Origin of the sequence: Mycobacterium colombiense (genome assembly GCF_003284975.1) — a bacterium.
GTDB classification, from domain to species: Bacteria; Actinomycetota; Actinomycetes; order Mycobacteriales; family Mycobacteriaceae; genus Mycobacterium; species Mycobacterium europaeum_A.
Genome location: NZ_QMEU01000001.1, coordinates 130,864 through 153,576 on the forward strand (window position 1 = coordinate 130,864; position 22,713 = coordinate 153,576).

The following is a 22,713-nucleotide window of genomic DNA, read 5'->3' on the forward strand; positions in this document are numbered from 1 at the left end:
ATGGGAATTGTCGGTGTGGGGATCGATCTCGTCTCCATCCCTGATTTCGCCGAGCAGGTCGACCAGCCGGGAACCGTTTTCTCCGAGACGTTCACCCCGGGTGAGCGCCGCGATGCCTCGGACAAGAGTTCGTCGGCGGCGCGTCACCTGGCGGCCCGGTGGGCGGCGAAGGAGGCGGTGATCAAGGCGTGGTCGGGATCGCGGTTCGCCCAGCGCCCCGTGCTGCCGGAGGACATCCACCGCGATATCGAGGTGGTCACCGACATGTGGGGCCGCCCACGGGTTCGGCTGAGCGGCGACATCGCCAAACACCTGGCCGACGTGACGATTCACGTCTCGCTGACGCACGAAGGGGATACCGCCGCCGCGGTGGCGATCCTGGAGACGACGTCCGACTAGCCTCGCCGAGAGTCACGCCAGCGTGGCAATAGGCGGCGAACGTCACGCCAGCGTGACGCTCGCCGCGGGCCGACTAGCCTCGATCCCATGAGCGATCTGGTTGAGCGCGTGCGCGCGGTGTTGCCGTCGGTGCGGCGCGATCTGGAAGACCTGGTGCGCATCGAATCGGTGTGGGCCGACCCCGGCCGCCGCGACGAGGTGCATCGCAGCGCGCAGGCCGTCGCGGATCTGTTGGCGCAGGCCGGTTTCGGCGATGTGCAGATCGTCAGCGAAGGGGGAGCGCCGGCGGTCATCGCGCGCCATCCCGCGCCGGACGGCGCGCCGACCGTGCTGCTGTACGCACACCACGACGTGCAGCCCGAAGGCGACCGCGGCCAATGGCTCTCGCCGCCCTTCGAGCCCACCGAGCGCGGCGGCCGGCTCTACGGCCGTGGCAGCGCCGACGACAAAGCTGGCATCGCAACACATTTGGCGGCATTTCGGGCGCACGGCGGGCAGCCGCCGGTGGGCGTGACGGTGTTCGTCGAGGGCGAGGAGGAATCCGGGTCGCCGTCGTTGGGCCGGCTGCTGGCCGCGCACCGCGATGCGCTGGCCGCCGACGTCATCGTCATCGCCGACTCGGACAACTGGAGCACCGAAGTCCCGGCCCTGACGGTCACGCTGCGCGGCCTGGTGGACTGCGTGGTCGAGGTGGCCACGCTCGACCACGGCCTGCACTCCGGCATCTGGGGCGGGGTGGTGCCCGACGCGCTCAGCGCCCTGGTGCGGCTGCTGGCCAGCCTGCACGACGACGACGGGAACGTGGCCGTCGCCGGCCTGCACGAAAGCACCGCCGCCCCAGTCGATTACCCGCCCGAGCGGGTACGCGCCGACTCCGGATTGCTGGACGGCGTGTCCGAGATCGGGTCGGGTTCGGCGCCGCAGCGGCTGTGGGCCAAGCCCGCGATCACCGTGATCGGCATCGACACCACCCCCATCGAAAAGGCGTCCAACACGCTGATTCCGCGGGCGCGGGCCAAGATCAGCATGCGCGTCGCGCCGGGCGGTGACGCGGCGGGGCACCTGGACGCGTTGACCGCCCACCTCCAACGGCACGCGCCGTGGGGCGCGCACGTCAGCGTCACCCGCGGCGACATCGGCGAGCCCTACGCCATCGACGCCAGCGGCAGCGTCTACGACGCCGCCCGCCAGGCGTTCCGGCAAGCATGGGGTACCGACCCGATCGACATGGGCATGGGCGGGTCGATCCCGTTCATCGCCGAGTTCGCCGAGGCCTTTCCGCGGGCCAAGATCCTGGTGACCGGCGTGGAGGACCCCGCGACGCAGGCCCACAGCATCAACGAGAGCCTGCACCTGGGCGTGCTGGAACGTGCGGCGATCGCCGAGGCGCTGCTGCTGGCCAACCTGGGCTAGGGGGACGCACCTTTCATCGGGTGCCTTGGCCCTGAGCCACGACGTTGTTGTTTCCCGTCTTGTTGATTGTCGGTGAGCCGGAGTGATAGATCATCGCGTTGTCATCGCCGAAAACACTAATGACGTCGGCGCTGTCGACGGTGACATGATTTGCGCTGCCGGCGACGTCAAGCCTGCGACAGTGGCCGGTGACGGTGTAGGTGTTGTTGTCACCTTCGAGCCTGAGGTTCCCGTCGTTGCAGTCGATCGTGTCCTTCGCCCCGCCATTGATCATGGTGAGATTGCCGTGCACGGTGGTGCCGGAGTAGTTACCCGCGACGGCTACGATCGCGAACGCAGCTGCGAACGCACCCCCCAACACCATCCAACCTCGGGGCGTGTTCGCCAGCCCCGCAAGGCCTCTGATCCGCTGCCACCAGGTCCCACCGAGTGCACGCCCGCCATCCCGGCCGCTTTTGGACGTTCCGGACGGCTGAGGAGGGCTCCCCGGTGGTCGTGCGGCGCCGCGCTCCAGCTCGCGTATGTATTCCTCAGGGTCTAGCTTCTCCGGGTCTTCTTCCGGGTCCATCGCTCAATGATCCGCTCTGCGGTCGAGTTTTGGAGGTGTCACGTCGAAGCCGCGACTTTCCACGGCCAGGCGAAGCCGGACGCCGATCCGAACTGGCCCCCCGAATGCTGAACGAGAACGACGGTCTCGTCGCATACTGCTCTAGACGCAGCCACTCGTCCGCAGGAGACGCCACCGTGAGTACGGAAAACACCCTGACCGGAGACGCCCGCAAGACCAACCGTTACCACTTCGATCGCCACACCCCCGAGTACCGCGAGCGGTTCACCGCGATCACCGAGGAGATGCACGCCAAGTGTCCGCTGGCGTGGACCGACACTTACGACGGGCATTGGGTGGCAGCGGGCAACCGGGAGGTCTTCGAGCTCGCGCGCTGCCCGCAGGTGTCCAACGACCACGACGTCACGGGCGAAGGCACCGGCTACAAGGGCATCACGATCCCGACGCTGCCGCAGGGCACCGGTGTCCGTGGCGGCATGCTCGAGATGGACGAACCCGAGCACTCCGCCTATCGCAGCATTCTCAACCCCTACCTGTCGCCGGCGGCCGTCAAGCGCTGGAAGCCGTTCGTCGACGAGATCGTGCGGGCGAGCATCGACGAGAAGATCGAAGCCGGGCGGATCGACTTCGTCGACGATCTCGCGAACGTCGTGCCCGCGGTCCTGACCCTGGCGATGATGGGCGTTCCACTGAAGAAGTGGCAGCTGTATTGCGAGCCGGCGCACGCCAATGTCTACACGCCCGCCGATTCCCCGAACGCCCCAAGGGTTTTGGAACAGACGATGGCGATGGGGGCCGACCTGTTCAACCACCTCCTCGAGATTCGCGAGAACCCGCGGCCCGGCATTGTGGACGCGTTGGCGAGGCTGGAGATCGACGGCGAACCCGCCCCCGACGCCGAACTGCTCGGAATGCTGGGCCTCATCATCGGCGGCGGTTTTGACACGACGACCGCGCTGACCGCGCACGCGCTCGAATGGCTGGGCGAAAATCCCGAGCAACGCGAGCTGCTGAGGCGGGAATCGGAAACCCTGCTCGACTCGGCGACCGAAGAATTTTTGCGATACTTCACGCCCGCTCCCGGCGACGGCCGCACGATCGCCGCCGACCTCGAAATAGCGGGCACGCGGTTCAAAGAGGGCGATCGCCTGTGGCTGTCCTGGGCGATGGCCAACCGCGATCCCGCGGTGTTCCCCGATCCGAACCGCCTAGACCTGAGCCGAAAGAACAACCGGCACTTCAGCTTCGGGCTCGGCATCCACCGCTGCATCGGCTCCAACGTCGCGCGGGTGGTGTTCAAGTCGATGCTTACGGCGGTGCTCGATCGGATGCCCGACTACCGCTGCGACCCCGAGGGCACCGTGCACTATCCGACGATCGGCGTGATCCAGGGCATGCAGCACCTGCCCGCCACCTTCACGCCCGGCAAGCGCCTCGGACCGGGGATAGATGAGACGCTCGCCAAACTGCAGCGCGTTTGCGACGAACAGGGGATCGCGCGGCCGATCACCGAGTACCACGAGGCCGCCGTCATCGGCTAGACCCGATGGTGGCGACCCGCTTCGCCCGGCTTCGCCGCGCTCGCGATCGCCACTAAACCGGATGGCGGCGACCCGCCTCGCCCGGCTTCGCCGCGCTCGCGATCGCCACTAAACCGGATGGCGGCGACCCGCCTCGCCCGGCTTCGCCGCGCTCGCGATCGCCACTAAACCCGATGGCGGCGACCCGCCTCGCCCGGCTTCGCCGCGCTCGCGATCGCCACTAGACCCGATGGCGGCGACCCGCCTCGCCCGGCTTCGCCGCGCTCGCGATCGCCACTAGACGGACAGGTCGCGGCGCAGCTTGGCGACGTGGCCGGTCGCCTTCACGTTGTACTGCGCGACGGCGACCTTGCCCTTCTCGTCGACCACGAAAGTCGAGCGAATCACGCCGGTGACCGTCTTGCCGTACATCTGCTTTTCGCCGTAGGCGCCGTAGGCCGTCAGGACCTTGCGGTCGGGATCGGACAGCAGCGGGAACGTCAGCTTTTCGGCGTCGCGGAACTTGGCCAGCTTCTCCGGCTTGTCGGGGGAGATGCCGATGACGTCGAGGCCGGCTTCGTTGAGCTCGGCCAGGCTGTCGCGAAAGTCGCACGCCTGCTTGGTGCATCCGGGCGTCGAGGCGGCCGGGTAGAAGTACACGACGACGCGTCGGCCTTTGTAGTCGGCCAGCGATACCTTCTTGCCATCGGCGTCGGGCAGGCTGAAGGAGGGCGCTTTGTCGCCCGGTGCAAGCCGCGTGGTCTCGGTCAAGGTGGGGCCCTTTCTGTTCACCGGAGCGTCGGGGTTACCGCCAGCTGATCTAGGGTAGTTCGGGCAGGTGCATGAGCCGGATAAGTGGGCGACTTGGAGGACACAGTGGCGGACCGGGACCCCGAAGCCATCAAGCAGGACATCGACGTCGCCCGGGACCAGCTGGCGGCCACCGTCGACTCGCTTGCCGAGCGGGCCAATCCTCGGCGCCTGGCCGACGACCTCAAGATCCGGGTGATCGGATTCGTGCAGAAGCCCGTGGTGCTGGCCTCGCTGGCCGGGGTCGGGGCCCTCGTCGTGGTGGTGGCGGTGCGCCGCGTCAGGAATCGGTGACGCGCCCGGTCTGGACGTACACCGGAATGTCGTCGGCCCAGGGCTGATTGGTGGCCATGTCGTCGACGTCGCAGTAGCCGCGTTCGAATTCGCCCGTCGCGGCGTCGACCAACCTGTATTCCTGCCGCTGTTGGTGGATGGGCTGGGCATCGAGGATCACGACGCGCACCTCGCCCGGCTCGAACCCGCACCGCTGCTGCAGCGCCTCGATCAGGCATTCGTTGTGCATGTGGCCGTCGCCGAAATTCCAGCCCAGCACCATCGAGCACAGGACTTCACCCTCGCACAGGTTGTAGTCGTCCTCGTCGTAGTCGGCCATCGCCCGGTGCGCCAGGGTGAGCAGCGCGCGCCCGTGGGTGTTCATTCCCCGGAAGGCCAGGGCCAGGTGCAGCGGGATCAGGGTCTCTTCTTTGCTGCCGTACAACCGCTCGAGCTGCAGGTGCTGCATCGGGCCCAGGGCGCGGGAGCCGACGCGGAACTTCTCGTCGGCCGACGGCCGCACACACCACAGGGTGGTGTCCCAGTTGCCGGCGTAGTAGCGCATGCCGGGCAGAAACGAGACCTTACGCGGATAGAGGTTCCCCACGACGGCCGTGCCGGCCATGACGGCGAACAGGACGGCGATCGGCAACGGGTGGGCGATGTCGGACAGGCCCAGGCGGGCGTGCGCGACGAACAGCCACAACACCCCGAAGATCATGAAGACGTTCCACTCGAGCGGCACGCCCATCGGGAAGGCCAGCAGGATATTGAGGTGGAACACGATCATCACGAACGCCGCGACGGCCGTCGGCCAGCCGCCGTGTGAAAACACCAGCACCAGCGGTACCAGGCCCTCCACCGCGGTCGAGAAGTGCGCGATGAATCCCGCCAGCGCGCTGGGCCGCAGGTCGTCGGGGTGGTGTCTGAACATCGACCGCTTGAGCGGCCCCGAGGGGATGAACGGATTGTTCGCCAGCATGGTCGAGATGACGAACGGAAAGTGCCTGTTGAGTTTGGAGGTCGCCGCGCCCAGCCAGATCACCATGAACACGACCTTGGCGCCGACGATGATGTCCGCCCCGGCGAACAGGAACGTCAGCGCCAGCGGCGCGTACACCTCGCCGCGCGCGGCCAGGAAGATCACCTTGTCGCGCAAGCTGAGCACGGCCAGCACCGCCAGAATCGCGACGGTGCGCCACCACGGCAGCACACCGATCGTGGTGTCCAGCGCGGGAATCGGTCCGGCGCCGTCAGACACCAGCGCGGTCAGGAGCGCCACCAGCAGGACGCCGTAGAGCAACGCGTCGAACGCGGTTCGGTTGCTGCCCTTGGTCAACGGCACCCGGTCGGGCCACGGCGGCAACCGGATGGTGCCGGGCCGCAGCCAGTACAGGATCGACCCCATCGGGGGGAAGTAGCGCCCCGCCAGCGGCCCGAAGCAGCAACCGAGGCCGACGACCTCGAACAACATCGTGAAGAGGACGGCCTTCTGGAACACGATCGGCTCCGACCACCATTCGCCGACGTGGGTGAAGCCGCCGATGCCGGAGGTCGACCACGCGAAGAGCCAACCGCCGAGGACGTAGAGCGCGATCTTCACGCCGTACATCACGTGCATCACCAGCGGGGAGCCGAAGCCGTGCTCGGCGATGTGGCGCGCCATCGGCACGATCCGTTCGGCGCGGGAGCGGGTGGTCCACTCGGCCATGTCGACGACGGGCAGGTTGGGCCGGATGAACCCCATTGCAGCTCCTTCGACGCAGCTTGTCCCAAGGGGGCCTATCGGCGCTTCTGGCGCCGATCGGTGCCAGCAAGAAATTACCTGCAGGAGGGGCTTTCGCGGTGGGATACGGCGGCAAAATTCCGGTCAACCGCTGACGGGGTCACTCCCAGCCCGGCGGGTCGTTCTCGGCCATGTAGGCCTCCCACGCGGCGCGGCGCAGGGCCCTGGTGTGCAGGTCCTGACAGATCGCCTGTGCTTCGGCGGCGGTGCCGGCCCGGCCCAGGTCGTGGTGCACGAAGCCGTCGTCCACCCGTTCGGCGCGAAAGCCGCCCGTCGAGACCACGTGGACCCGGTATTCGCTGCGGTCGTCGATGTTGGCGTGATAGTGGCCCTCGAAGGGCTCGACCCACTTCAGGTCAGTTTTCACAAGTGCCTTCTGAAAAACCCCACACGCAGCGATGGTAGGACCCGCGCGATCGCCGGGAAAGGGATTGCTCGGAGATCGCTACCCATCGGGTGAACCCCCCATTGAAGTGGAGAAGCCACCAAATATTGAACTACTCGGTGAGCTGGTGCGCCGTCAGGGTTTCGAACCCCGGACCCGCTGATTAAGAGTCAGCTGCTCTACCAACTGAGCTAACGGCGCTTCTAAACGGCCGAGACCGCGTAGGCGACAATAACAGGCGTCTTGCCGTCCAGTGAAATCCCGACCGTTTCCCAGGATAGCCGCTAGGCCGCGGGGGATCCGCTTGGTTCGGAGCCGTCCGGCTCGCCTCGAGCATTACCCGCACGACTGGGGTCGGCGTCACCGCGGTTAGGCGCGCCACCCGCAATGCCTTCGAATAGTTTTCGCCGCAACCTGATTGGCGACCTGAACGGCTATCAGAAGAGCGTGCCGCAATAGGGCACCCGGTCGGTGGCGAACACGGCGTCCAGCGTGCGCAGCGTGCCCGGCTGCAGTTCCGTGATGCGGTTCGCCCGGTGAAGTTCCGATGGGCGGTGTGCCCCCATGTAGATGGTCCCCAGATCACCGAGGCTTATCTGGACGTCCGCGGGCCCGGCGTGCGGTGTGCACTCGCCGACACCATTGCGTGTCTGCAGCCGGAAGTGTCCACCAGCGACGCTGAGCGGGTCCGTGATGTCCAGGACCACGTCGGCGTCGGCAGAATAACCGCGGGCGCCGAGCGCGGCGGGCACGTTCATGATTCGCAGCCACAGGAAATCGCTCATGCCTATCGTTTTCGCGGCGAGCTGGTCTTTGAGTTTGAGTGGGAGCGGGTCATCGACCGGGACCTCCATCACGATGTTGTCGAACGTTTTGGAGCCCACCAGAGTCGCCAGCAGTTCGTCGTGGGCTTTGTTCGTGACCGCGCAGAAGTCTTGGACGATCACGCTGCCGAATGGCCGCCGATAGGCGTGCGGCGACGCTCCCACGACGCGATAGGTCACAAAACCGTCCGGATGAACGACGAAATTGAGCGTCGATCCGTTGTCCCGCTGGGTGATCCTGTCTTCGAGGATGTCGTCCCACCACGCATCATCTCGGCTCAGCGCACCCGGAGTGATGGCGCGCCACCGCTCATAGAGCGGGGGCAGCAGGCGTGCCGCCTGGGATGCGTCGACCTCACGAGCCCGATTTCGGTCGGGTTTGTTGCGCAGCTGGGTGAACCGCGGCTCGATGTCGTAGGTCCTGGCATAGCTGGCCACCCCGGCCCCAAGGATTTCGTAAACCGTTGGCTGCGTGGGAACGCCGCAAAGAATGGGATAACCACGCTCCTGCAATATTGCGAAGCCCTGGATGCTGAGCTGTTGCCAGATTCCTTGTCCCTGATGCGTCGCCGCGACTGCGATCATCGACAGCCAGGCGGCGTCGAGACTGGCGCCCCCTGGCACGGTGAGCCGTAGTGGGTAGTAAAGGGAAGTTCCGACCAGGTGCGGCTTTTCCGGATCGGACATGTCTTCGGCGATCAGGATGTCTTGCAGGTTGACCCGCCGCGTCCAGGCTGCGACGTCGTGCGGGTCCACGGCAATCCCATATGCGCGCGCCTGGTTCTCGTAGACGGCCTGCCAGTCCTTCTCGGTCGGATGCTTGACCCTGAGGGCGTCCTTTGGTGCATTCATCGCTCATCCAATTCGCTACTGGCCCAGCTGAATTCGCGATGTGCATGCCGAATCCAACAAAGCTCGTTTACTGGAATGCCGCCCTTCTTCGGTACCCGAGTCCGGGGTGGTGAAACGTCGCAACGACATTGGTGACGCCGCCCACAAGCCGTCATAGTAGGAGCAAGGGTGTAAGGCGGATCACCGGTGTGACGGAATCATCTGCGCTGACGCGACCGTCTTACTGTTACATAAACCGCGCGTGCGTCTCCGACGCATCGGCGGAAATGAGTGCCGAGGGGCGTCAAACGATCCCTGTATGGGTATAGAGCTAGGCCGGAGGCGCCGGATAAAGAAAGGACGCCAGTGCTGCGAGGAATTGCTCGAATTGCCATCGCGGCGCCCAGACGCATCATAGCGGCCGCCGTTTTCGTCCTGGTGGTCTGCGGGATCTTCGGGATTCCGGTGGTAAACAGGCTGTCGGCCGGCGGATTCCAGGACCCGACCTCGGAATCGGCGCGGGCGACCGAACTGCTCAAGGACAAGTTCGGCCAAACCGACCAGAAGATGCTGATCGCGCTGACCGCGCCCACGGGCGCCCGCAGCGACAAGGCGCGCCAGGTGGGCACCGACATCGTCGACCACCTGAAACGATCGCCTTGGGTCATCGACGTTTCTTCGGCGTGGACCTCGCCGCCCCAGACCGCGGCCCAGCTGGTCAGCACGGACAACAAGTCCGGGATGATCGTGGCCGACCTGAGAGGCGGGGAGAACAAGGCCCAGGAGTACGCCAGCACGCTCATGCGTGAGGTGGTCCACGACCGGGATGGCGTCACCGTTCGCGCCGGTGGGATGGCCGTGGCGTACGCCCAGATCAATCAGCAGAACCAGCGCGACCTGATGCTGATGGAGTCGATCGCGATTCCGTTGAGCTTCGCGGTGCTGGTGTGGGTGCTTGGCGGTGTGGTGGCGGCGACGCTGCCGATCGTGTTGGGCGCATTGGCCATCGTCGGCACCATGTCGGTGCTGCGGCTGATCACCTACGTCACCGACGTGTCGACGTATGCGCTGGACCTGAGCATCGCCATGGGCCTGGCCCTGGCGATCGACTACAACCTGCTGATCATCACTCGCTATCGCGAGGAGCTGGCCCGAACCGAGGACCGGGACCAGGCGTTGTTTCGGACCATGGCCACGGCCGGCCGAACCGTTCTGTTCTCGGCCACAACCGTCGGGCTGTCCATGGCCGTGATGGCGCTGTTCCCGATGTACTTCCTCAAGTCGTCGGCCTACACGATCGTGGTCACCGCGATCATCGTGGCCCTCGCCGCTGTCGTGGTGACGCCGGCCGCGATCGTGCTGCTGGGGCCGCGGTTGGACTCACTGAACGCCCGTCGGGTGATGCATCGCGTGCTGCACGGGCAGCGGCCGTTCCGCGACCACGCGCACCAGCCGCTCGAGACACAGTTCTGGTACCGGTCGACGCGCTACGTGTTGCGCCACGCCATGTCGGTCGGCCTGAGTGTCGTGGTGTTGCTGCTGTTGCTCGGTGCGCCGTTCCTCGGGGTGAAATGGGGCTTCCCTGACGAGCGGGTGCTGCCCAAAGGGGCGTCTGCGCGCCAGGTTGCCGACATGCTGGACAACGATTTCGCTAACGGGCTAGGCACCGGGGTGTCCGTCGTCGTCCCCGACGCCCGCGGCATGACCCCCGCCGACCTGGAGCGCTACGCCGCCGAGCTGTCCCGGGTGGCCGACGTCTCCGCGGTCAGCGCGCCGGCCGGCACGTTCGTGGGCGGGAGACGGGTGGCACCGCCCGCGGAGGCCACCGGCATGGCCAACGGCGCCGCGCTTCTGACGGTGTCGAGCACCGCGCCGCTCTATTCGAAGGCTTCGAACATCCAACTCGACCGACTGCATCAGGTCGCTGGGCCGGCCGGCCACTCGGTGCTGTTGACCGGTCTTGCGCAGATCAACCGCGACAGTGTCGACGCCATCACCAAGCGACTGCCGCTGGTGTTCGCGCTGATCGCCGTGATCACCTTTGCCCTGCTCTTTCTGCTGACCGGCAGCGCGGTGCTGCCGCTGCAGGCGCTGGTGTGCAACGTGCTGTCACTGACCGCGGCATTCGGCGCGATGGTGTGGATCTTCCAAGACGGCCACCTGGGCGCGCTGGGCACCACACCCAACGGGACGTTGAACGCCAATATCCCAGTGTTGTTGTTCTGCATCGCCTTTGGGCTGGCCATGGATTACGAGGTATTCCTGGTCTCACGCATCCACGAATACTGGTTGGCCTCGCAGGCCACCCGGGAGACGCCGCCCACGGCCGCCGAGGCGCGCGCCGCCACCGACGAGAGCACGGCGCTGGGTATCGCCGGGATCGGCCGGGTGGTTACCACCGCCGCCGTGGTGATGTCGATCTCCTTCGCCGCCTTGATTCCCGCGCACGTGTCGTTCATGCGCATGCTGGGCCTGGGTTTGACGCTCGGCGTGCTCGTCGATGCCACCCTGGTCCGAATGGTCTTGGTGCCGGCCTTCATTCACCTGCTGGGCCGCTGGACGTGGTGGGCCCCACGGCCGTTGGTGTGGCTGCGGGAGCGATCCGCAACCGGTGAAGAGGGCGAGGTCGCGGTGGGGCGGGGACGCTGGGCCCGTGACGCTCCGAACGGGGGCCGGTCATTGACCAGACGGTGGGCCGACAGGGCCAGCGCCGAGCGCACCTGACCCGCGAATATGCGTTGCACAACAATGGTTTTGCAATACCGCGAAGTCCGAAATGCCGGACACCGACGGAGATTTTCATGTCGCACACACTGATCGCCGCTCTCCTCGCGTTGAGTTCCGCGTTGTGCATTGCCACGGGCGACGTGTTGCAGCAACGCACGGCGCAGCGCATCACCGACCGGGCGGTGGGCTCCGTCGAATTGTTCGCCAATTTGCTTCGCAGCCAACGGTGGTGGTGGGGCACGCTGCTCTTGGCGGCGAGCATTGCGTTGCAAGTCGCGGCCTTGGGCGTGGGGTCGGTGTTACTGGTCCAGGCGCTGCTGATGTTTTCGGTGCTCTTCGCGCTGCCCCTCAACGCCAGGCTGTCGCACCGGGCCGTCACCGCAGGCGAATGGGTGTGGGCCGCGCTGTTGACCGCCGCGGTGACGGTGGTGGTCGTCGTCGGCAATCCGCAGGCCGGTCATAGCGGCGCATCGCTTCGCACCTGGGCGGTGGTGGCCATCGTGTTGGGGCCGCTCCTGATCGGCTGTGTGGTGGCCGGTCGTCTTCGGGGCGGCGCGCTGGCCGCCATGTTGTTCGCCTTGGTGTCCGGGGCGTTGTGGGGCACCATTGCGGCGCTCACCAAGGAGGTCGTCGCTCGGCTGGGCGAGGGTCCAGCCGCGGTGATGCGCGCCCCGGAGCTCTACGCCTGCATCCTTGTCGCCCTGGGCGGCGTGGTGTGGAGCCAGGCGGCGTTTCGGGCGGGCCCGTTGACCGCGTCCATGCCCACGCTGCAGGTGTCACAGCCCGTCGTCGCGGCGGTGCTGGGCGTCGTCGTCCTTGGTGAGACGCTTGAGACCGGTCGCGCCGGCATGATCGCCCTGACGGCAGCGGCGCTGGTGATGACGGCAGCCATCATCAAGCTCGCCCGCGTCGAGGCCGCCAGCGCCCGCGACAGGGGCGACGCCGAACTGGACGAAGAGTCCAACTTGCCGGCGTAGTCGGCGCCGCTGGCTGTTGGCCGCGCCGGAAATGACGATTTCATTGCGGCGATGACACCGAACGGACGCCCCGGCTCATGTGGCACGGGAGTGTCGGCAGATGCCATTAGAATGCCTGCAGCTACCTCGCTGGTCAGCGGTGACCATCTGAAGAATTGAATGGAAGGTCACTGGATGGCGCATTTGCGGAAACGCCGATCATGGCTGGTGGCTGCCATCGTTCCGATTGCTGTGTTCATCGCCGCCTGCGATGGCAACCATGCGGCGGCACCGGCGAAGGTCATCTTCGACAAGGGCACCCCGCTGGCCGACCTGCTGGTCCCGAAGCTCACCGCCTCGGTGACCGACGGCGCCGTCGGCGTGACGGTGGATGCGCCCGTCACGGTGAGCGTTGCCGACGGCGTGCTCGCCTCGGTCAGCATGGTCAACGAGAACGGCAAGTCGATCAGCGGGCAGCTGAGTCCCGACGGGCTGCGGTGGTCGACCACCGAGCAGCTCGGCTACAACCGGCGCTACACGTTGACCGTGAAGGCGACCGGCCTGGGCGGTGCGGCCAGCAAGCAGATGTCGTTCGAGACCAGTTCACCTGCCCACCTGACCATGCCCTATGTGAGCCCGGCCGACGGCGAGGTGGTGGGCATTGGTGAGCCGGTGGCGATCCGCTTCGACGAGAACATCGCGAACCGGGCGGCGGCCCAGAAGGCCATCAACATCACCACCAACCCGCCGGTCGAGGGCGCGTTCTATTGGCTGAACAACCGCGAAGTGCGTTGGCGCCCAGAGCATTTCTGGAAGTCAGGGACCACCATCGACGTGGCGGTCAACACCTACGGGGTGGACCTGGGCGACGGGATGTTCGGCGAGGACAACGTCAAGACGCATTTCACCATCGGTGACGAGGTGATCTCGACGGCCGACGACACCACCAAGACGGTGACCGTGCGGGTCAACGGCGACGTCGTCAAGACCATGCCGACGTCGATGGGCAAGGACAGCACCCCAACGGCCAACGGCGTCTACATCATTGGCGCCCGGTTCAAGCACATCATCATGGACTCCTCGACCTACGGGGTTCCGGTCAACTCGCCCAACGGATACCGCACCGAAGTCGATTGGGCCACGCAGATGTCCTACAGCGGCGTCTTCGTCCATTCCGCGCCGTGGTCGGTGGGCGCGCAGGGGCACACCAACACCAGCCACGGCTGCCTGAACGTGAGTCCCAGCAACGCCGAATGGTTCTACGACCACAGCAAGAGCGGTGACATCGTCGAGGTGGTGCACACGGTCGGGCCGACGCTGCCCGGGATCGAGGGGCTGGGCGACTGGAACATCCCGTGGCCGCAGTGGAAGGCGGGCAACGCCAACACCTGACGTAGCGGTCAGTCGATCTTGTGCCAGCTCCCGCAGCTTCGGGTCATGAACGCGGTATCGGTCGGCAGGATCCGGACCACCTGGGGGCCGTCGCCGACGTTGTTGTCGATGATGTCGTTGGTGTCGAAGCTGCGCAGCCTCGCCCAATAGCACCCGGACTGGGCGCCATCGGTGCGATAGGTGCCCGCCGCGATGTCCTTATTGACGATGTAGGTGCCGTTTTTCTCGATCGATGTCTTGGGTCCGGGCGGGGGTGGCGGGGCGACGGTCTTGGTCACCGTCTTGGTTTCAGCCGGCAGTGTCGACATGACCGTCGTCGTGGTGTGGCTCGACCCGCCGCATCCCGCGAGGAACAGCGCGACCCCCGCGACGGCCGCTGCCCCCGGGCGCAGGCGCCGGGGTGGGGGCGGGACGGGGCGTTGTCTCTTCACTACCTTCCACTCACGGGTGCATCGGCATCGCGCCGAGTCGGTAACACCATAAAAGGTCAGGGAGCGGTGATGCTCCCTGACCTGTGGGGTGAGTGACGGGACTCGAACCCGCGACATTCAGGATCACAACCTGACGCTCTACCAACTGAACTACACCCACCACGGCCGCAGGCCGACCTGCGCACGATGTCGGTCAACGAGCGGCGACGTCGATACTAGCCGGTCGGCGGCGCGGAGGCCGAATCGTTTGGTCCCGGTGCGTCTTTTCCGCCATCGAGGGCGGCGACGATCGCCTCGATTTCGCTGGTAGACGGACCCGGCGGCGCGACGAACGCGGCCTGGCGGTAGAACTGCAGCTCGCGGATGGACTCGTGGATGTCGGCCAATGCGCGATGGGCCAGGCCTTTTACCGGCTGACCGAAGTAGATCCGCGGGTACCAGCGGCGGCAGAGCTCTTTGATCGAACTCACATCGATCATGCGGTAGTGCAGGTACGCGTCCAGGGCGGGCATGTCGCGCACGATGAAGGCGCGATCGGTGGCGATGGAGTTTCCAGCCAGCGGCGCCGTCTTGGGTTGTTTGACGTGTTCGCCGATGTAGTCGAGCACCATCGCCTCGGCGGTCGCCAGGTCGACGGTCGATGCCCGCACTTCGTCGGTGAGCCCCGAGCGTGAGTGCATTTCACTGACCACGTCGCCCATCGCCGCGAGCGCGGCGTCGTCGGCATGAATCACCACGTCGACCCCGTCACCGAGAACGTTCAAATCGGCGTCGGTCACCAGCGCCGCGATCTCAATCAGCTTGTCCGAGCCCAGATCAAGCCCGGTCATCTCGCAGTCGATCCACACCAATTCGTCTCGCACAGCGCTCAGACTAGTTGTGATCGCAAGCGCGGCGGAGCCGGGCGCGGCGGGTCGCAACCGTCGGATCAGTTGCGATCGCAAGCGCGGCGGAGCCGGGCGCGGCGGGTCGCAACCGTCGGATCAGTTGCGATCGCAAGCGCGGCGGAGCCGGGCGCGGCGGGTCGCAACCGTCGGATCAGTTGCGATCGCAAGCGCGGCGGGTCGCCACCCATTGCACTAGGCGCGGATGACGCCCGCGCCGGCCCTCGCCCGCGTCTCAGCTGGAGAAGTAGGGTGAGCGTTGTCGAACTGCATGCCGAATCACCGGGGAAGAGGGGCGCAGCACGATGAGCACCGATTCAGCTGCCACGGCCGCGACGCGGATCGCCGAGGGCTACGCCGTCGGTGGCCAGGCACTCGAATTGGGCACGGTCGTCATCGACGGGGCGGCCGATCCGGCGGCGCAGATCCGTATCCCGCTGGCCACCATCAACAGGCACGGCCTGGTGGCCGGGGCCACCGGCACCGGCAAGACCAAGACGCTGCAACTGATCGCCGAGCAGCTCAGCGCCGCGGGTGTTCCCGTGTTGATGGCCGATGTGAAGGGCGACCTGTCCGGGCTGGCCCAGCCCGGCGAGGGCAACGACAAGACCGCGGCCCGGGCCAAAGACACCGGCGACGACTGGGAGCCGACCGGGTTTCCGGTCGAGTTCTTGTCGCTGGGCACCGATGGGGTCGGTGTGCCGATCCGGGCCACGGTGGCCAGCTTCGGCCCCGTCCTGTTGTCAAAGGTGTTGGGGCTCAACGCCACTCAGGAGTCGACGCTGGGGCTGATCTTCCACTGGGCCAAGGAGAACAACAGCGCCCTGGTCACCCTGAACCAACTGCGCGATGTCATCACCCACCTGACCAGCGATGCCGGCAAGGAAGACCTGAAATCCCTTGGCGGAGTGTCGTCCACCACGGCCGGGGTGATCCTGCGGGCACTGGTGAACCTCGAGGGCGAGGGCGGCGACACGTTCTTTGGCGAGCCGAAGCTCGACCCGCGCGATCTGCTGCGCGTCCAGGAGGGCCGCGGCATCATTTCGCTGCTGGAGTTTGGCGGTCAATCATTGCGCCCGGTCATCTTCTCGACCTTCCTGATGTGGCTGCTGGCCGACCTGTTCACGGTGTTGGACGAGGTAGGCGACGTGGACAAGCCGAAGCTGGTCTTCTTCTTCGACGAGGCGCACCTGTTGTTCGCCGACGCGTCCAAGGCCTTTCTCGAGCAGGTCGAGCAGACCGTGAAGCTGATCCGGTCAAAGGGCGTCGGGGTGTTCTTCTGCACCCAGTTGCCCACCGACATTCCCAACGACATCCTCTCCCAGTTGGGCGCGCGCATTCAGCACGCGTTGCGCGCGTTCACGCCCGACGACCAGAAGGCGCTGAGCAAGACCGTCCGCACCTACCCGAAAACCGATGTCTACGACCTGGAGTCGGCGTTGACGTCGCTGGGCATCGGCGAAGCGGTGGTGACCGTACTGTCCGAGAAGGGCGCGCCGACGCCGGTCGCGTGGACCCGCATGCGAGTGCCCCGCTCGTTGATGGCCTCGATCGGCAACGACGCGATCAAGTCGGCGGCGAAAAGCAGTGCGCTGCAGGCAACCTACGGCGAGACCGTTGCCCAACCGGCGCAGCCGCAGGCCGGCCCGCCGGCTCGGCCCTCGTCGCGGGCACCGCAAACCCAGTCGGACTACCCACCGGTCCCGTCGAATGAGCCGGTCCCGCCGATGCCGGAGCCGGCGGAGCCGTCGGGGCCGAAAGGTCCCTCGATGTGGGAGGAAGTGCTGCAGAACCCGACGGTGAAAAGCGGCATCAACACCGCGATACGTGAAGTGGTGAAGAACATCTTCGGGACCGGGCGCCGCCGCCGGAAGTAGCGCGTGTCCGCCCTCCGCGCGCGTAACGCCACGGCGAATAATCGGGCCAATAATCGCCGCTGCGTTACGCCCACGAAGGCGCCGCCGCCACGCAGCCGCCACGCAGCCGCCGGAACTATCCGCCGCCGAGCTTCTTGTAGAACGCGCCCACGATGGGCGCCACGATGGCGCGCGGGCCGTACCCGCTGGCCACCGACATGGCCTTTGACGTCAGACCCGGCACGACGCGCATCTTGTTGCGCGCCAACGCATCCAGCGACGCGCGCGCGGTGTGCTCGGTCGAGATCCACAGAAAGTCCGGCACCAACCGCTCGACGATCGAGGCCTCGGTGTCGTCGGGCAGATCGGTCCGCACCGGGCCCGGCGCCAGCAGGGTCACGTTGACGCCGGACCCGCGCAACTCACCGCGCAGCGATTCGCTGAAGGTGTTCGCGAACGCCTTGGTCGCCGCATACGTGGCGTTGTAGGGGATCGGCGAATTACCCGCCGCCGAACCGGAAATCAGGATGCCGCCGGACTTCCGCTCGACCATTCCGGGCAGCACGGCCAATGTAAGGTCATGAACCCCAAGGACGTTCAACTGCAGTTGCGCCTTCTCGCCGGCCGGATCGAGCGTGGCGACCGGACCGAAGGTCGCGGTGCCCGCGTTGGCGCACAGGATCGAGATGGGGCGGGCGGCCAGCTCGTCGCACAGCTTCGCCCGTTCGCCCGGGTCGGCCAGGTCGGCGGGGCGCACGTCGACGGTGACGCCGTACTTGCCGGTCAACCGGGCGGCCAGGTCCTTGAGCAGGTCTTCACGGCGTGCGGTGACGATCAGGTGGTGTCCGCGTGCGGCGAGTTCGGTGGCGAGCGCCTCACCGATGTTCTGCGAAGCTCCGGTGACAACGGCGCGCGCCTCGGCGCTTGGGGCGGGTAACGGCATGCGCCAATCGTAGACAGCGGGCGCAACGCGGCCCGCGGGCGATCGCGGGCGCCTATAGAGTGCCGGGCATGAGCCAGCCGGAGTCGCATCCCGCCACGCCCGCGCGATCGCGCGTGCTGGCCTGGGCGCTCTGGGACTGCGGTTCGACCGGCCTCAACGCGATCGTGGCGACCTTCGTGTTCTCCGTCTATCTGACCAGCAGCGTTGGGGTGGGGATATCCGGTGCCACCACCCCGGCGAGCTGGTTGGGCCGCGCGGCGGCCATCGCCGGACTGACCGTCGCCGTGCTCGCGCCGGCCGTCGGCGTGTGGGTGGAATCCCCGCATCGTCGGCGGGTGGCGCTCAGTGTGCTGACCGCCACAGCGGTGACGCTGACCGGTGCGATGTTCTTCATCCGCGACCGCCCCGGCTACCTGTGGGCGGGCCTGGTGCTGTTGGGGGCGACGGCGGCGTGCGGCGATTTGGCCAGCGTCCCGTACAACGCCATGCTGCGTCAGCTTTCGACGCCGCAGACTGCCGGGCGGATCTCCGGGTTGGGCTGGGCGTCAGGTTATGTCGGAAGCGTTCTGCTGCTCCTGGTTATCTACACCGGGTTCATCTCCGGGTCCGGCGGCGGTCCCGACGCGACGCGCGGTCTGCTGCGAGTTCCCTTGCGGGACGGGCTCTATGTCCGCGAGGCGATGGTGGTGGCCGCGATCTGGTTCGCGGTATTGGCGCTGCCCCTGCTGTTCGTCGCGCAGCGGCTCACCGCGCCCTCGGAGGGGTATCAACCGACCAGCATGCTGGGCGGCTATCGAAAGTTGTGGACCGAGGTCAGCGCGGAATGGAAGCGCGACCGCAACCTGGTGTACTTCCTGTTCGCCAGCGCCCTCTTCCGGGATGGGCTGGCGGCGATCTTCGCTTTCGGTGCGGTGCTCGGCGTCAACGTGTACGGCATCTCTCAGGCCAACGTGCTGATCTTCGGCGTGGCCGCCAGCGTGGTCGCCGCCGTGGGGGCGGTGCTGGGCGGGTTCGTCGACCACCGGGTCGGGTCGAAGCCCGTCATCGTGGCGTCACTGCTCGCGATCGTCGTCCTGGGACTGACCCTGATGGTGCTGTCCGGCCCGGTGGCCTTCTGGGTGTGCGGGCTGCTGCTGTGCATGTTCATCGGCCCGTCGCAGTCGTCGTCGCGCGCACTGCTGCTGCACATGGCCAAGCACGGCCGCGAAGGCGTCGCGTTCGGCCTCTACACGATGACCGGGCGGGCGGTGGCGTTCGTCGCACCCTGGCTGTTCTCGGTGTTCGTCGACATCTTCGGCGCCGTGCGGGCCGGCCTGGGTGGGATTTCGCTGGTGCTGATCGCTGGACTGGTGGCGATGCTGGCGGTCCGGGTCCCGCTGCGCGGCCCCGCGGTTGCCGAACCCGTGGCCGAGCCGTCGTAGCGGGCGCGGCCTATCCGCGGGCGTCGCAGATCGTCAGACCGCCGCCGACGCGCTTGGCGACCTGCACGCCGTCGACGGTCAGCGTGCAGGTGACGCTGTGGCCGATGTTGACGATGGTCACGTTGGCAGGGTGGTTGGCCGACTTGGACAGGCTGACCTCTTTGCTCCAGGGCAGCGCCACGTTGAATTCGGTCTGGATCAGGCCGCCGGTGTCGATGTACATGATGCTGATCGCGCGCCCCTCACCCGAGACGGTGTAGACGACGTCCTGCATCGCCGCCGGCCCGGTCGTTTCGGGGGGCTGCGCGGGAACGCTGGTCGGCGGGATCGGCGCCGGAATGAGCGACGGGGTCCGGTGCGGTGACGTCGTCGTGGTCGGCGTGCTCGGCTCGGGCATCGCCGGCAACGGCGGGACGGCGGTCTGGGTCTTGATCGCGTCGTTCGCGAGCGCCAATGCAATCACCAGGGCGACGGCCAGCAGTACCGCCGCAGCGGCGCCGATCCACAACCACCGCGACGATTTCGGGGCGTCGGGCGGCGGGGGAGCCATGCCGGGCGGCAGGTCGCCCGACGGGGGCAGGTCTTGCTGCCAGTACGCGGGCAGCCGCTTGGTCGTATTCGCCTCGTTCGGAGTGGGCGCCCACGGTGGCGTCGTCCCGCCATAGCTCGGCGCGTACGGCGTCTGGTCGGCGTACGCGGGATCGGCGGAGGGCGAATACCTCGGCTGCTGCGGCCCCGGCTGCGATGTGCTAAACCGCTCGGTGGGACGTGAATCGTTCATGTCCACCTCATGGCTTGCAGGGTACCTGGACTGAAGTGTTAAAGCCCTGAGTCACCTTACGACGGGAAACTCAGGGGCACTGATTTCCGGCGGCGAGCGCGGCCACCGTCATCGCCCGCATGACGGTGCGCGACCGCGCCGCGCGGACCGTCTTGCTGCGCGACGCATCCGAGGACTTCATGCTGTGCGGGGTCGAATTCAGCAGGCCGAACACGGCGTGAGCGGCGAGTCGGGCGTCGGCCTCGGCCAGCTCGGGATTGAGCTCCCGCAGCACGCCCACCCAGACCTCGACGTACTGACGCTGGGATTTGCGCACCTGCTTTTCGGCCGCCTCGGGCAGATACGCGAGGTCGCGATCCTGGATGCGGATCAGGTCGGGTTCGTCGAACACGAAGTCCAGATGGAAGTCGATCAGGCCGTCCAGCACGGCGGCGGCATCGGCGTTGTCGGCCCGCACCCGCCGCGCACCGGCGAGCAGCCGGGTGCTGATGCCCACCAGCAATTCGACGAGCAGCGACTCCTTGTTCGGGAAATGCCGGTAGATCGCCGGACCGCTGACGCCGGCCGCGGCGCCGATGTCTTCCAGCCGCACCGCGAGGAACCCGCGCTCGGCGAACAACCGCTCGGCGGCGGACAGAAGCTGGAGGCGGCGGTCAGACTTCAACTGGCTCCGGCGATTTGGAGCGTCGGGGACACCCGCCTGACCGTCGGAGGCGGACGTTGTCATGACGAACCTCCGTTGGTTAATTGGCCCTAACGTAGCACGAGTTATTCGCGATTAACTCGCGTTTTTCGGTTGGTGCGGTCGTTTCTGGACCGGCAACGACGACGATGGTATTCTCCCCTTGAGTTAATGAGCATTAACTCAAGGATTGCCTGACCGCACGACGGCAAGGAGGCTGCTGCGGCGATGGACAACGTGGTGACCTCGCCCGCGAAGGCCGAGGCGTCGTTCGCCGATGAGCACCGCCGGCTGGTCGGCGAGCTGAACGTCAAGCTGGCCGCGGCGGCGCTGGGCGGTAACGAGCGCGCGCGGGAACGCCACGTCAGCCGGGGCAAGCTGTTGCCTCGCGAACGGGTGGATCGCCTGCTCGACCCGGGTAGCCCGTTCTTGGAGCTCTCCCCCCTGGCCGCGGACGGTATGTACGGCGACGAATCGCCGGGCGCCGGAATCATCACCGGCATCGGCCGGGTGTCGGAGCGCGAGTGCGTGATCGTCGCCAACGACGCGACGGTCAAGGGCGGCACCTACTACCCGATGACGGTCAAGAAGCATCTGCGCGCCCAGGAGGTGGCGCTGCAGAATCGGCTCCCGTGCATCTACCTGGTGGACTCCGGGGGTGCGTTCTTGCCGCGGCAGGACGAGGTGTTCCCCGACCGCGAGCATTTCGGTCGCATCTTCTACAACCAGGCGACCATGAGCGCCAAGGAGATTCCACAGGTGGCCGCGGTGCTCGGTTCATGCACGGCCGGCGGCGCCTACGTGCCCGCGATGAGCGACGAGGCCGTCATCGTCCGCGAGCAGGGCACGATCTTCTTGGGGGGTCCGCCCTTGGTCAAGGCGGCGACCGGCGAGATCGTGTCGGCCGAAGACCTCGGCGGTGGTGACCTGCATTCCCGGGTTTCCGGCGTCACCGACCACCTCGCCGACGACGACGAACACGCCCTGCGGATCGTGCGTGCGATCGCGGCCACCTTCGGCCCGCGCGGGGCCAGCCCGTGGGAGGTGCGATCCCCGGTCGCGCCCAAATGCGCGCAGACCGAGCTCTACGACGTGGTGCCGCCCGACCCGCGCGTGCCCTACGACGTGCACGAGGTCATCGTGCGGCTGGTCGACGGCGGCGAATTCAGCGAATTCAAGGCCAATTACGGCAAGACCCTGGTGACCGCCTTCGCCCACATCCACGGCCACCCGGTGGGCATCGTGGCCAACAACGGCGTGTTGTTCAGCGAATCCGCCGTGAAGGGCGCGCATTTCATCGAGCTGTGCGACAAGCGCAAGATCCCGCTGCTGTTCTTGCAGAACATCGCCGGCTTCATGGTCGGCCGCGATTACGAGGCCGGCGGCATCGCCAAGCACGGCGCCAAGATGGTCACCGCCGTCGCCTGCGCGCGGGTACCCAAGCTGACCGTCGTGATCGGTGGTTCCTATGGGGCGGGCAACTATTCGATGTGCGGCCGGGCCTACTCGCCACGCTTCCTGTGGATGTGGCCCAACGCCCGCATCTCGGTGATGGGCGGTGAACAGGCCGCGTCGGTGCTGGCCACCGTGCGCGGCGAGCAGCTCGCCGGCGCGGGCAAGCCGTGGTCGACCGACGAGGAGGAGGCGTTCAAGGCGCCCATTCGCGAACAGTACGAGAGTCAGGGCAACCCCTACTACTCCACCGCCCGGCTGTGGGACGACGGGATCATCGATCCCGCCGATACCAGAACCTTTGTCGGGCTGGCCCTTTCGGTGTGCGCCCAAGCGCCGCTGGAACCGGTCTCCTACGGCGTCTTCCGGATGTGAGTGC

The 22,713-nt window shown here is 66.9% G+C and carries 20 protein-coding genes and 2 tRNA genes; 10 read left to right on the plus strand and 12 right to left on the minus strand.

The genetic code is table 11. The features are described from left to right. Both acpS and DQP58_RS00630 read left to right on the plus strand, forming a co-directional pair. Entirely contained in the window at positions 1-399 is a 399-nt protein-coding gene (acpS, locus tag DQP58_RS00625; RefSeq protein ID WP_066862574.1) for a holo-ACP synthase AcpS, read from the plus strand. 87 nt (positions 400-486) lie between these two features. Next, positions 487-1,812 (plus strand): dipeptidase, encoded by a 1,326-nt coding sequence (locus DQP58_RS00630; RefSeq protein ID WP_112706591.1) that lies wholly within the window; start codon positions 487-489, stop codon positions 1,810-1,812. A 13-nt stretch (positions 1,813-1,825) separates the two neighbouring features. Here DQP58_RS00630 and DQP58_RS00635 read toward each other — a convergent pair whose 3' ends face one another. Further along, positions 1,826-2,380 carry a DUF3060 domain-containing protein gene (locus tag DQP58_RS00635; RefSeq protein WP_112706592.1) on the minus strand — a complete coding sequence of 185 codons (555 nt, stop codon included), beginning with the start codon at positions 2,378-2,380 and terminating at the stop codon, positions 1,826-1,828. Between the two features lie 176 nt (positions 2,381-2,556). Between DQP58_RS00635 and DQP58_RS00640 the strand changes: the two genes are divergently transcribed. Beyond that, entirely contained in the window at positions 2,557-3,921 is a 1,365-nt protein-coding gene (locus tag DQP58_RS00640) for a cytochrome P450 (RefSeq protein ID WP_112706655.1), read from the plus strand. Between the two features lie 276 nt (positions 3,922-4,197). Here DQP58_RS00640 and bcp read toward each other — a convergent pair whose 3' ends face one another. Then, a complete protein-coding gene (gene bcp / locus DQP58_RS00650) occupies positions 4,198-4,671 on the minus strand; it encodes a thioredoxin-dependent thiol peroxidase (protein ID WP_112706593.1) in 474 nt (157 codons plus the stop codon). 105 nt (positions 4,672-4,776) lie between these two features. Between bcp and DQP58_RS00655 the strand changes: the two genes are divergently transcribed. Continuing rightward, positions 4,777-5,004 (plus strand): DUF3618 domain-containing protein, encoded by a 228-nt coding sequence (locus tag DQP58_RS00655; protein WP_112706656.1) that lies wholly within the window; start codon positions 4,777-4,779, stop codon positions 5,002-5,004. Here DQP58_RS00655 and DQP58_RS00660 read toward each other — a convergent pair. The 4 genes from DQP58_RS00660 to DQP58_RS00675 all read right to left on the minus strand — a co-directional run bounded on the left by DQP58_RS00660 (position 4,991) and on the right by DQP58_RS00675 (position 8,830). Next, positions 4,991-6,730 carry a DUF3556 domain-containing protein gene (locus DQP58_RS00660; RefSeq protein WP_112706594.1) on the minus strand — a complete coding sequence of 580 codons (1,740 nt, stop codon included), beginning with the start codon at positions 6,728-6,730 and terminating at the stop codon, positions 4,991-4,993. The genes DQP58_RS00655 and DQP58_RS00660 overlap by 14 nt on opposite strands. Positions 6,731-6,869: 139 nt before the next feature. Continuing rightward, the gene (locus DQP58_RS00665) at positions 6,870-7,136 is read right to left on the minus strand and encodes a hypothetical protein (protein WP_112706595.1); all 267 of its coding nucleotides are present in this window, start codon (positions 7,134-7,136) and stop codon (positions 6,870-6,872) included. 143 nt (positions 7,137-7,279) lie between these two features. Continuing rightward, a tRNA-Lys gene (locus tag DQP58_RS00670) sits at positions 7,280-7,355 on the minus strand. A gap of 236 nt (positions 7,356-7,591) precedes the next feature. Continuing rightward, on the minus strand, positions 7,592-8,830 hold the full coding sequence (locus DQP58_RS00675; protein ID WP_112706596.1) for a GNAT family N-acetyltransferase: 1,239 nt from the start codon (positions 8,828-8,830) through the stop codon (positions 7,592-7,594). Between the two features lie 345 nt (positions 8,831-9,175). On the opposite strand from DQP58_RS00675, the gene DQP58_RS00680 reads away from it, so the two are divergent. From DQP58_RS00680 to DQP58_RS00690, 3 genes are all read left to right on the plus strand, one after another. After that, positions 9,176-11,533: an MMPL family transporter gene (locus tag DQP58_RS00680; protein ID WP_112706597.1), complete on the plus strand. Its 2,358-nt coding sequence runs from the start codon at positions 9,176-9,178 to the stop codon at positions 11,531-11,533. Positions 11,534-11,610: 77 nt separating this feature from the next. Further along, entirely contained in the window at positions 11,611-12,513 is a 903-nt protein-coding gene (locus tag DQP58_RS00685) for a DMT family transporter (RefSeq protein ID WP_112706657.1), read from the plus strand. Between the two features lie 159 nt (positions 12,514-12,672). Further along, positions 12,673-13,884: a L,D-transpeptidase gene (locus DQP58_RS00690; protein ID WP_205869301.1), complete on the plus strand. Its 1,212-nt coding sequence runs from the start codon at positions 12,673-12,675 to the stop codon at positions 13,882-13,884. Positions 13,885-13,892: 8 nt separating this feature from the next. On the opposite strand, the gene DQP58_RS00695 is transcribed toward DQP58_RS00690, so the two are convergent. The 3 genes from DQP58_RS00695 to orn form a co-directional block, all read right to left on the minus strand. Next, positions 13,893-14,315, minus strand: coding sequence for a hypothetical protein (locus DQP58_RS00695; RefSeq protein ID WP_205869302.1), 423 nt, complete (start codon positions 14,313-14,315; stop codon positions 13,893-13,895). 84 nt (positions 14,316-14,399) lie between these two features. Continuing rightward, a tRNA-His gene (locus tag DQP58_RS00700) sits at positions 14,400-14,475 on the minus strand. Positions 14,476-14,530: 55 nt separating this feature from the next. Continuing rightward, positions 14,531-15,178 (minus strand): oligoribonuclease, encoded by a 648-nt coding sequence (gene orn, locus DQP58_RS00705; protein ID WP_066860339.1) that lies wholly within the window; start codon positions 15,176-15,178, stop codon positions 14,531-14,533. A gap of 326 nt (positions 15,179-15,504) precedes the next feature. On the opposite strand from orn, the gene DQP58_RS00710 reads away from it, so the two are divergent. Next, positions 15,505-17,076: a helicase HerA-like domain-containing protein gene (locus tag DQP58_RS00710; protein ID WP_112706599.1), complete on the plus strand. Its 1,572-nt coding sequence runs from the start codon at positions 15,505-15,507 to the stop codon at positions 17,074-17,076. A 115-nt stretch (positions 17,077-17,191) separates the two neighbouring features. On the opposite strand, the gene cmrA is transcribed toward DQP58_RS00710, so the two are convergent. After that, a complete protein-coding gene (cmrA, locus tag DQP58_RS00715; RefSeq protein WP_112706600.1) occupies positions 17,192-17,998 on the minus strand; it encodes a mycolate reductase in 807 nt (268 codons plus the stop codon). Between the two features lie 68 nt (positions 17,999-18,066). On the opposite strand from cmrA, the gene DQP58_RS00720 reads away from it, so the two are divergent. Continuing rightward, on the plus strand, positions 18,067-19,419 hold the full coding sequence (locus tag DQP58_RS00720; RefSeq protein ID WP_112706601.1) for an MFS transporter: 1,353 nt from the start codon (positions 18,067-18,069) through the stop codon (positions 19,417-19,419). A gap of 10 nt (positions 19,420-19,429) precedes the next feature. Here the strand turns inward: DQP58_RS00720 and DQP58_RS00725 are convergent, their stop codons facing one another. Beyond that, complete coding sequence (locus tag DQP58_RS00725; RefSeq protein ID WP_112706602.1) at positions 19,430-20,206, minus strand: MmpS family transport accessory protein; 777 nt, start codon at positions 20,204-20,206, stop codon at positions 19,430-19,432. A 64-nt stretch (positions 20,207-20,270) separates the two neighbouring features. Continuing rightward, the gene (locus DQP58_RS00730; RefSeq protein WP_112706603.1) at positions 20,271-20,927 is read right to left on the minus strand and encodes an SACE_7040 family transcriptional regulator; all 657 of its coding nucleotides are present in this window, start codon (positions 20,925-20,927) and stop codon (positions 20,271-20,273) included. Positions 20,928-21,122: 195 nt separating this feature from the next. On the opposite strand from DQP58_RS00730, the gene DQP58_RS00735 reads away from it, so the two are divergent. Further along, complete coding sequence (locus DQP58_RS00735) at positions 21,123-22,709, plus strand: carboxyl transferase domain-containing protein (RefSeq protein WP_112706659.1); 1,587 nt, start codon at positions 21,123-21,125, stop codon at positions 22,707-22,709. The last annotated feature ends 4 nt before the right edge of the window (positions 22,710-22,713 follow it).

What these genes read in the sequence shown, in the direction of transcription:
- DQP58_RS00675 (WP_112706596.1), bottom strand. Translation starts at nt 8,830, where the DNA reads ATGAATGCACCAAAGGACGCCCTCAGGGTCAAGCATCCGACCGAGAAG.
- DQP58_RS00660 (WP_112706594.1), bottom strand. Translation starts at nt 6,730, where the DNA reads ATGGGGTTCATCCGGCCCAACCTGCCCGTCGTCGACATGGCCGAGTGG.
- acpS (WP_066862574.1), top strand. Translation starts at nt 1, where the DNA reads ATGGGAATTGTCGGTGTGGGGATCGATCTCGTCTCCATCCCTGATTTC.
- DQP58_RS00720 (WP_112706601.1), top strand. Translation starts at nt 18,067, where the DNA reads ATGAGCCAGCCGGAGTCGCATCCCGCCACGCCCGCGCGATCGCGCGTG.
- DQP58_RS00635 (WP_112706592.1), bottom strand. Translation starts at nt 2,380, where the DNA reads ATGGACCCGGAAGAAGACCCGGAGAAGCTAGACCCTGAGGAATACATA.
- DQP58_RS00730 (WP_112706603.1), bottom strand. Translation starts at nt 20,927, where the DNA reads ATGACAACGTCCGCCTCCGACGGTCAGGCGGGTGTCCCCGACGCTCCA.
- DQP58_RS00630 (WP_112706591.1), top strand. Translation starts at nt 487, where the DNA reads ATGAGCGATCTGGTTGAGCGCGTGCGCGCGGTGTTGCCGTCGGTGCGG.
- DQP58_RS00710 (WP_112706599.1), top strand. Translation starts at nt 15,505, where the DNA reads ATGAGCACCGATTCAGCTGCCACGGCCGCGACGCGGATCGCCGAGGGC.
- DQP58_RS00690 (WP_205869301.1), top strand. Translation starts at nt 12,673, where the DNA reads ATGGAAGGTCACTGGATGGCGCATTTGCGGAAACGCCGATCATGGCTG.
- cmrA (WP_112706600.1), bottom strand. Translation starts at nt 17,998, where the DNA reads ATGCCGTTACCCGCCCCAAGCGCCGAGGCGCGCGCCGTTGTCACCGGA.
- DQP58_RS00685 (WP_112706657.1), top strand. Translation starts at nt 11,611, where the DNA reads ATGTCGCACACACTGATCGCCGCTCTCCTCGCGTTGAGTTCCGCGTTG.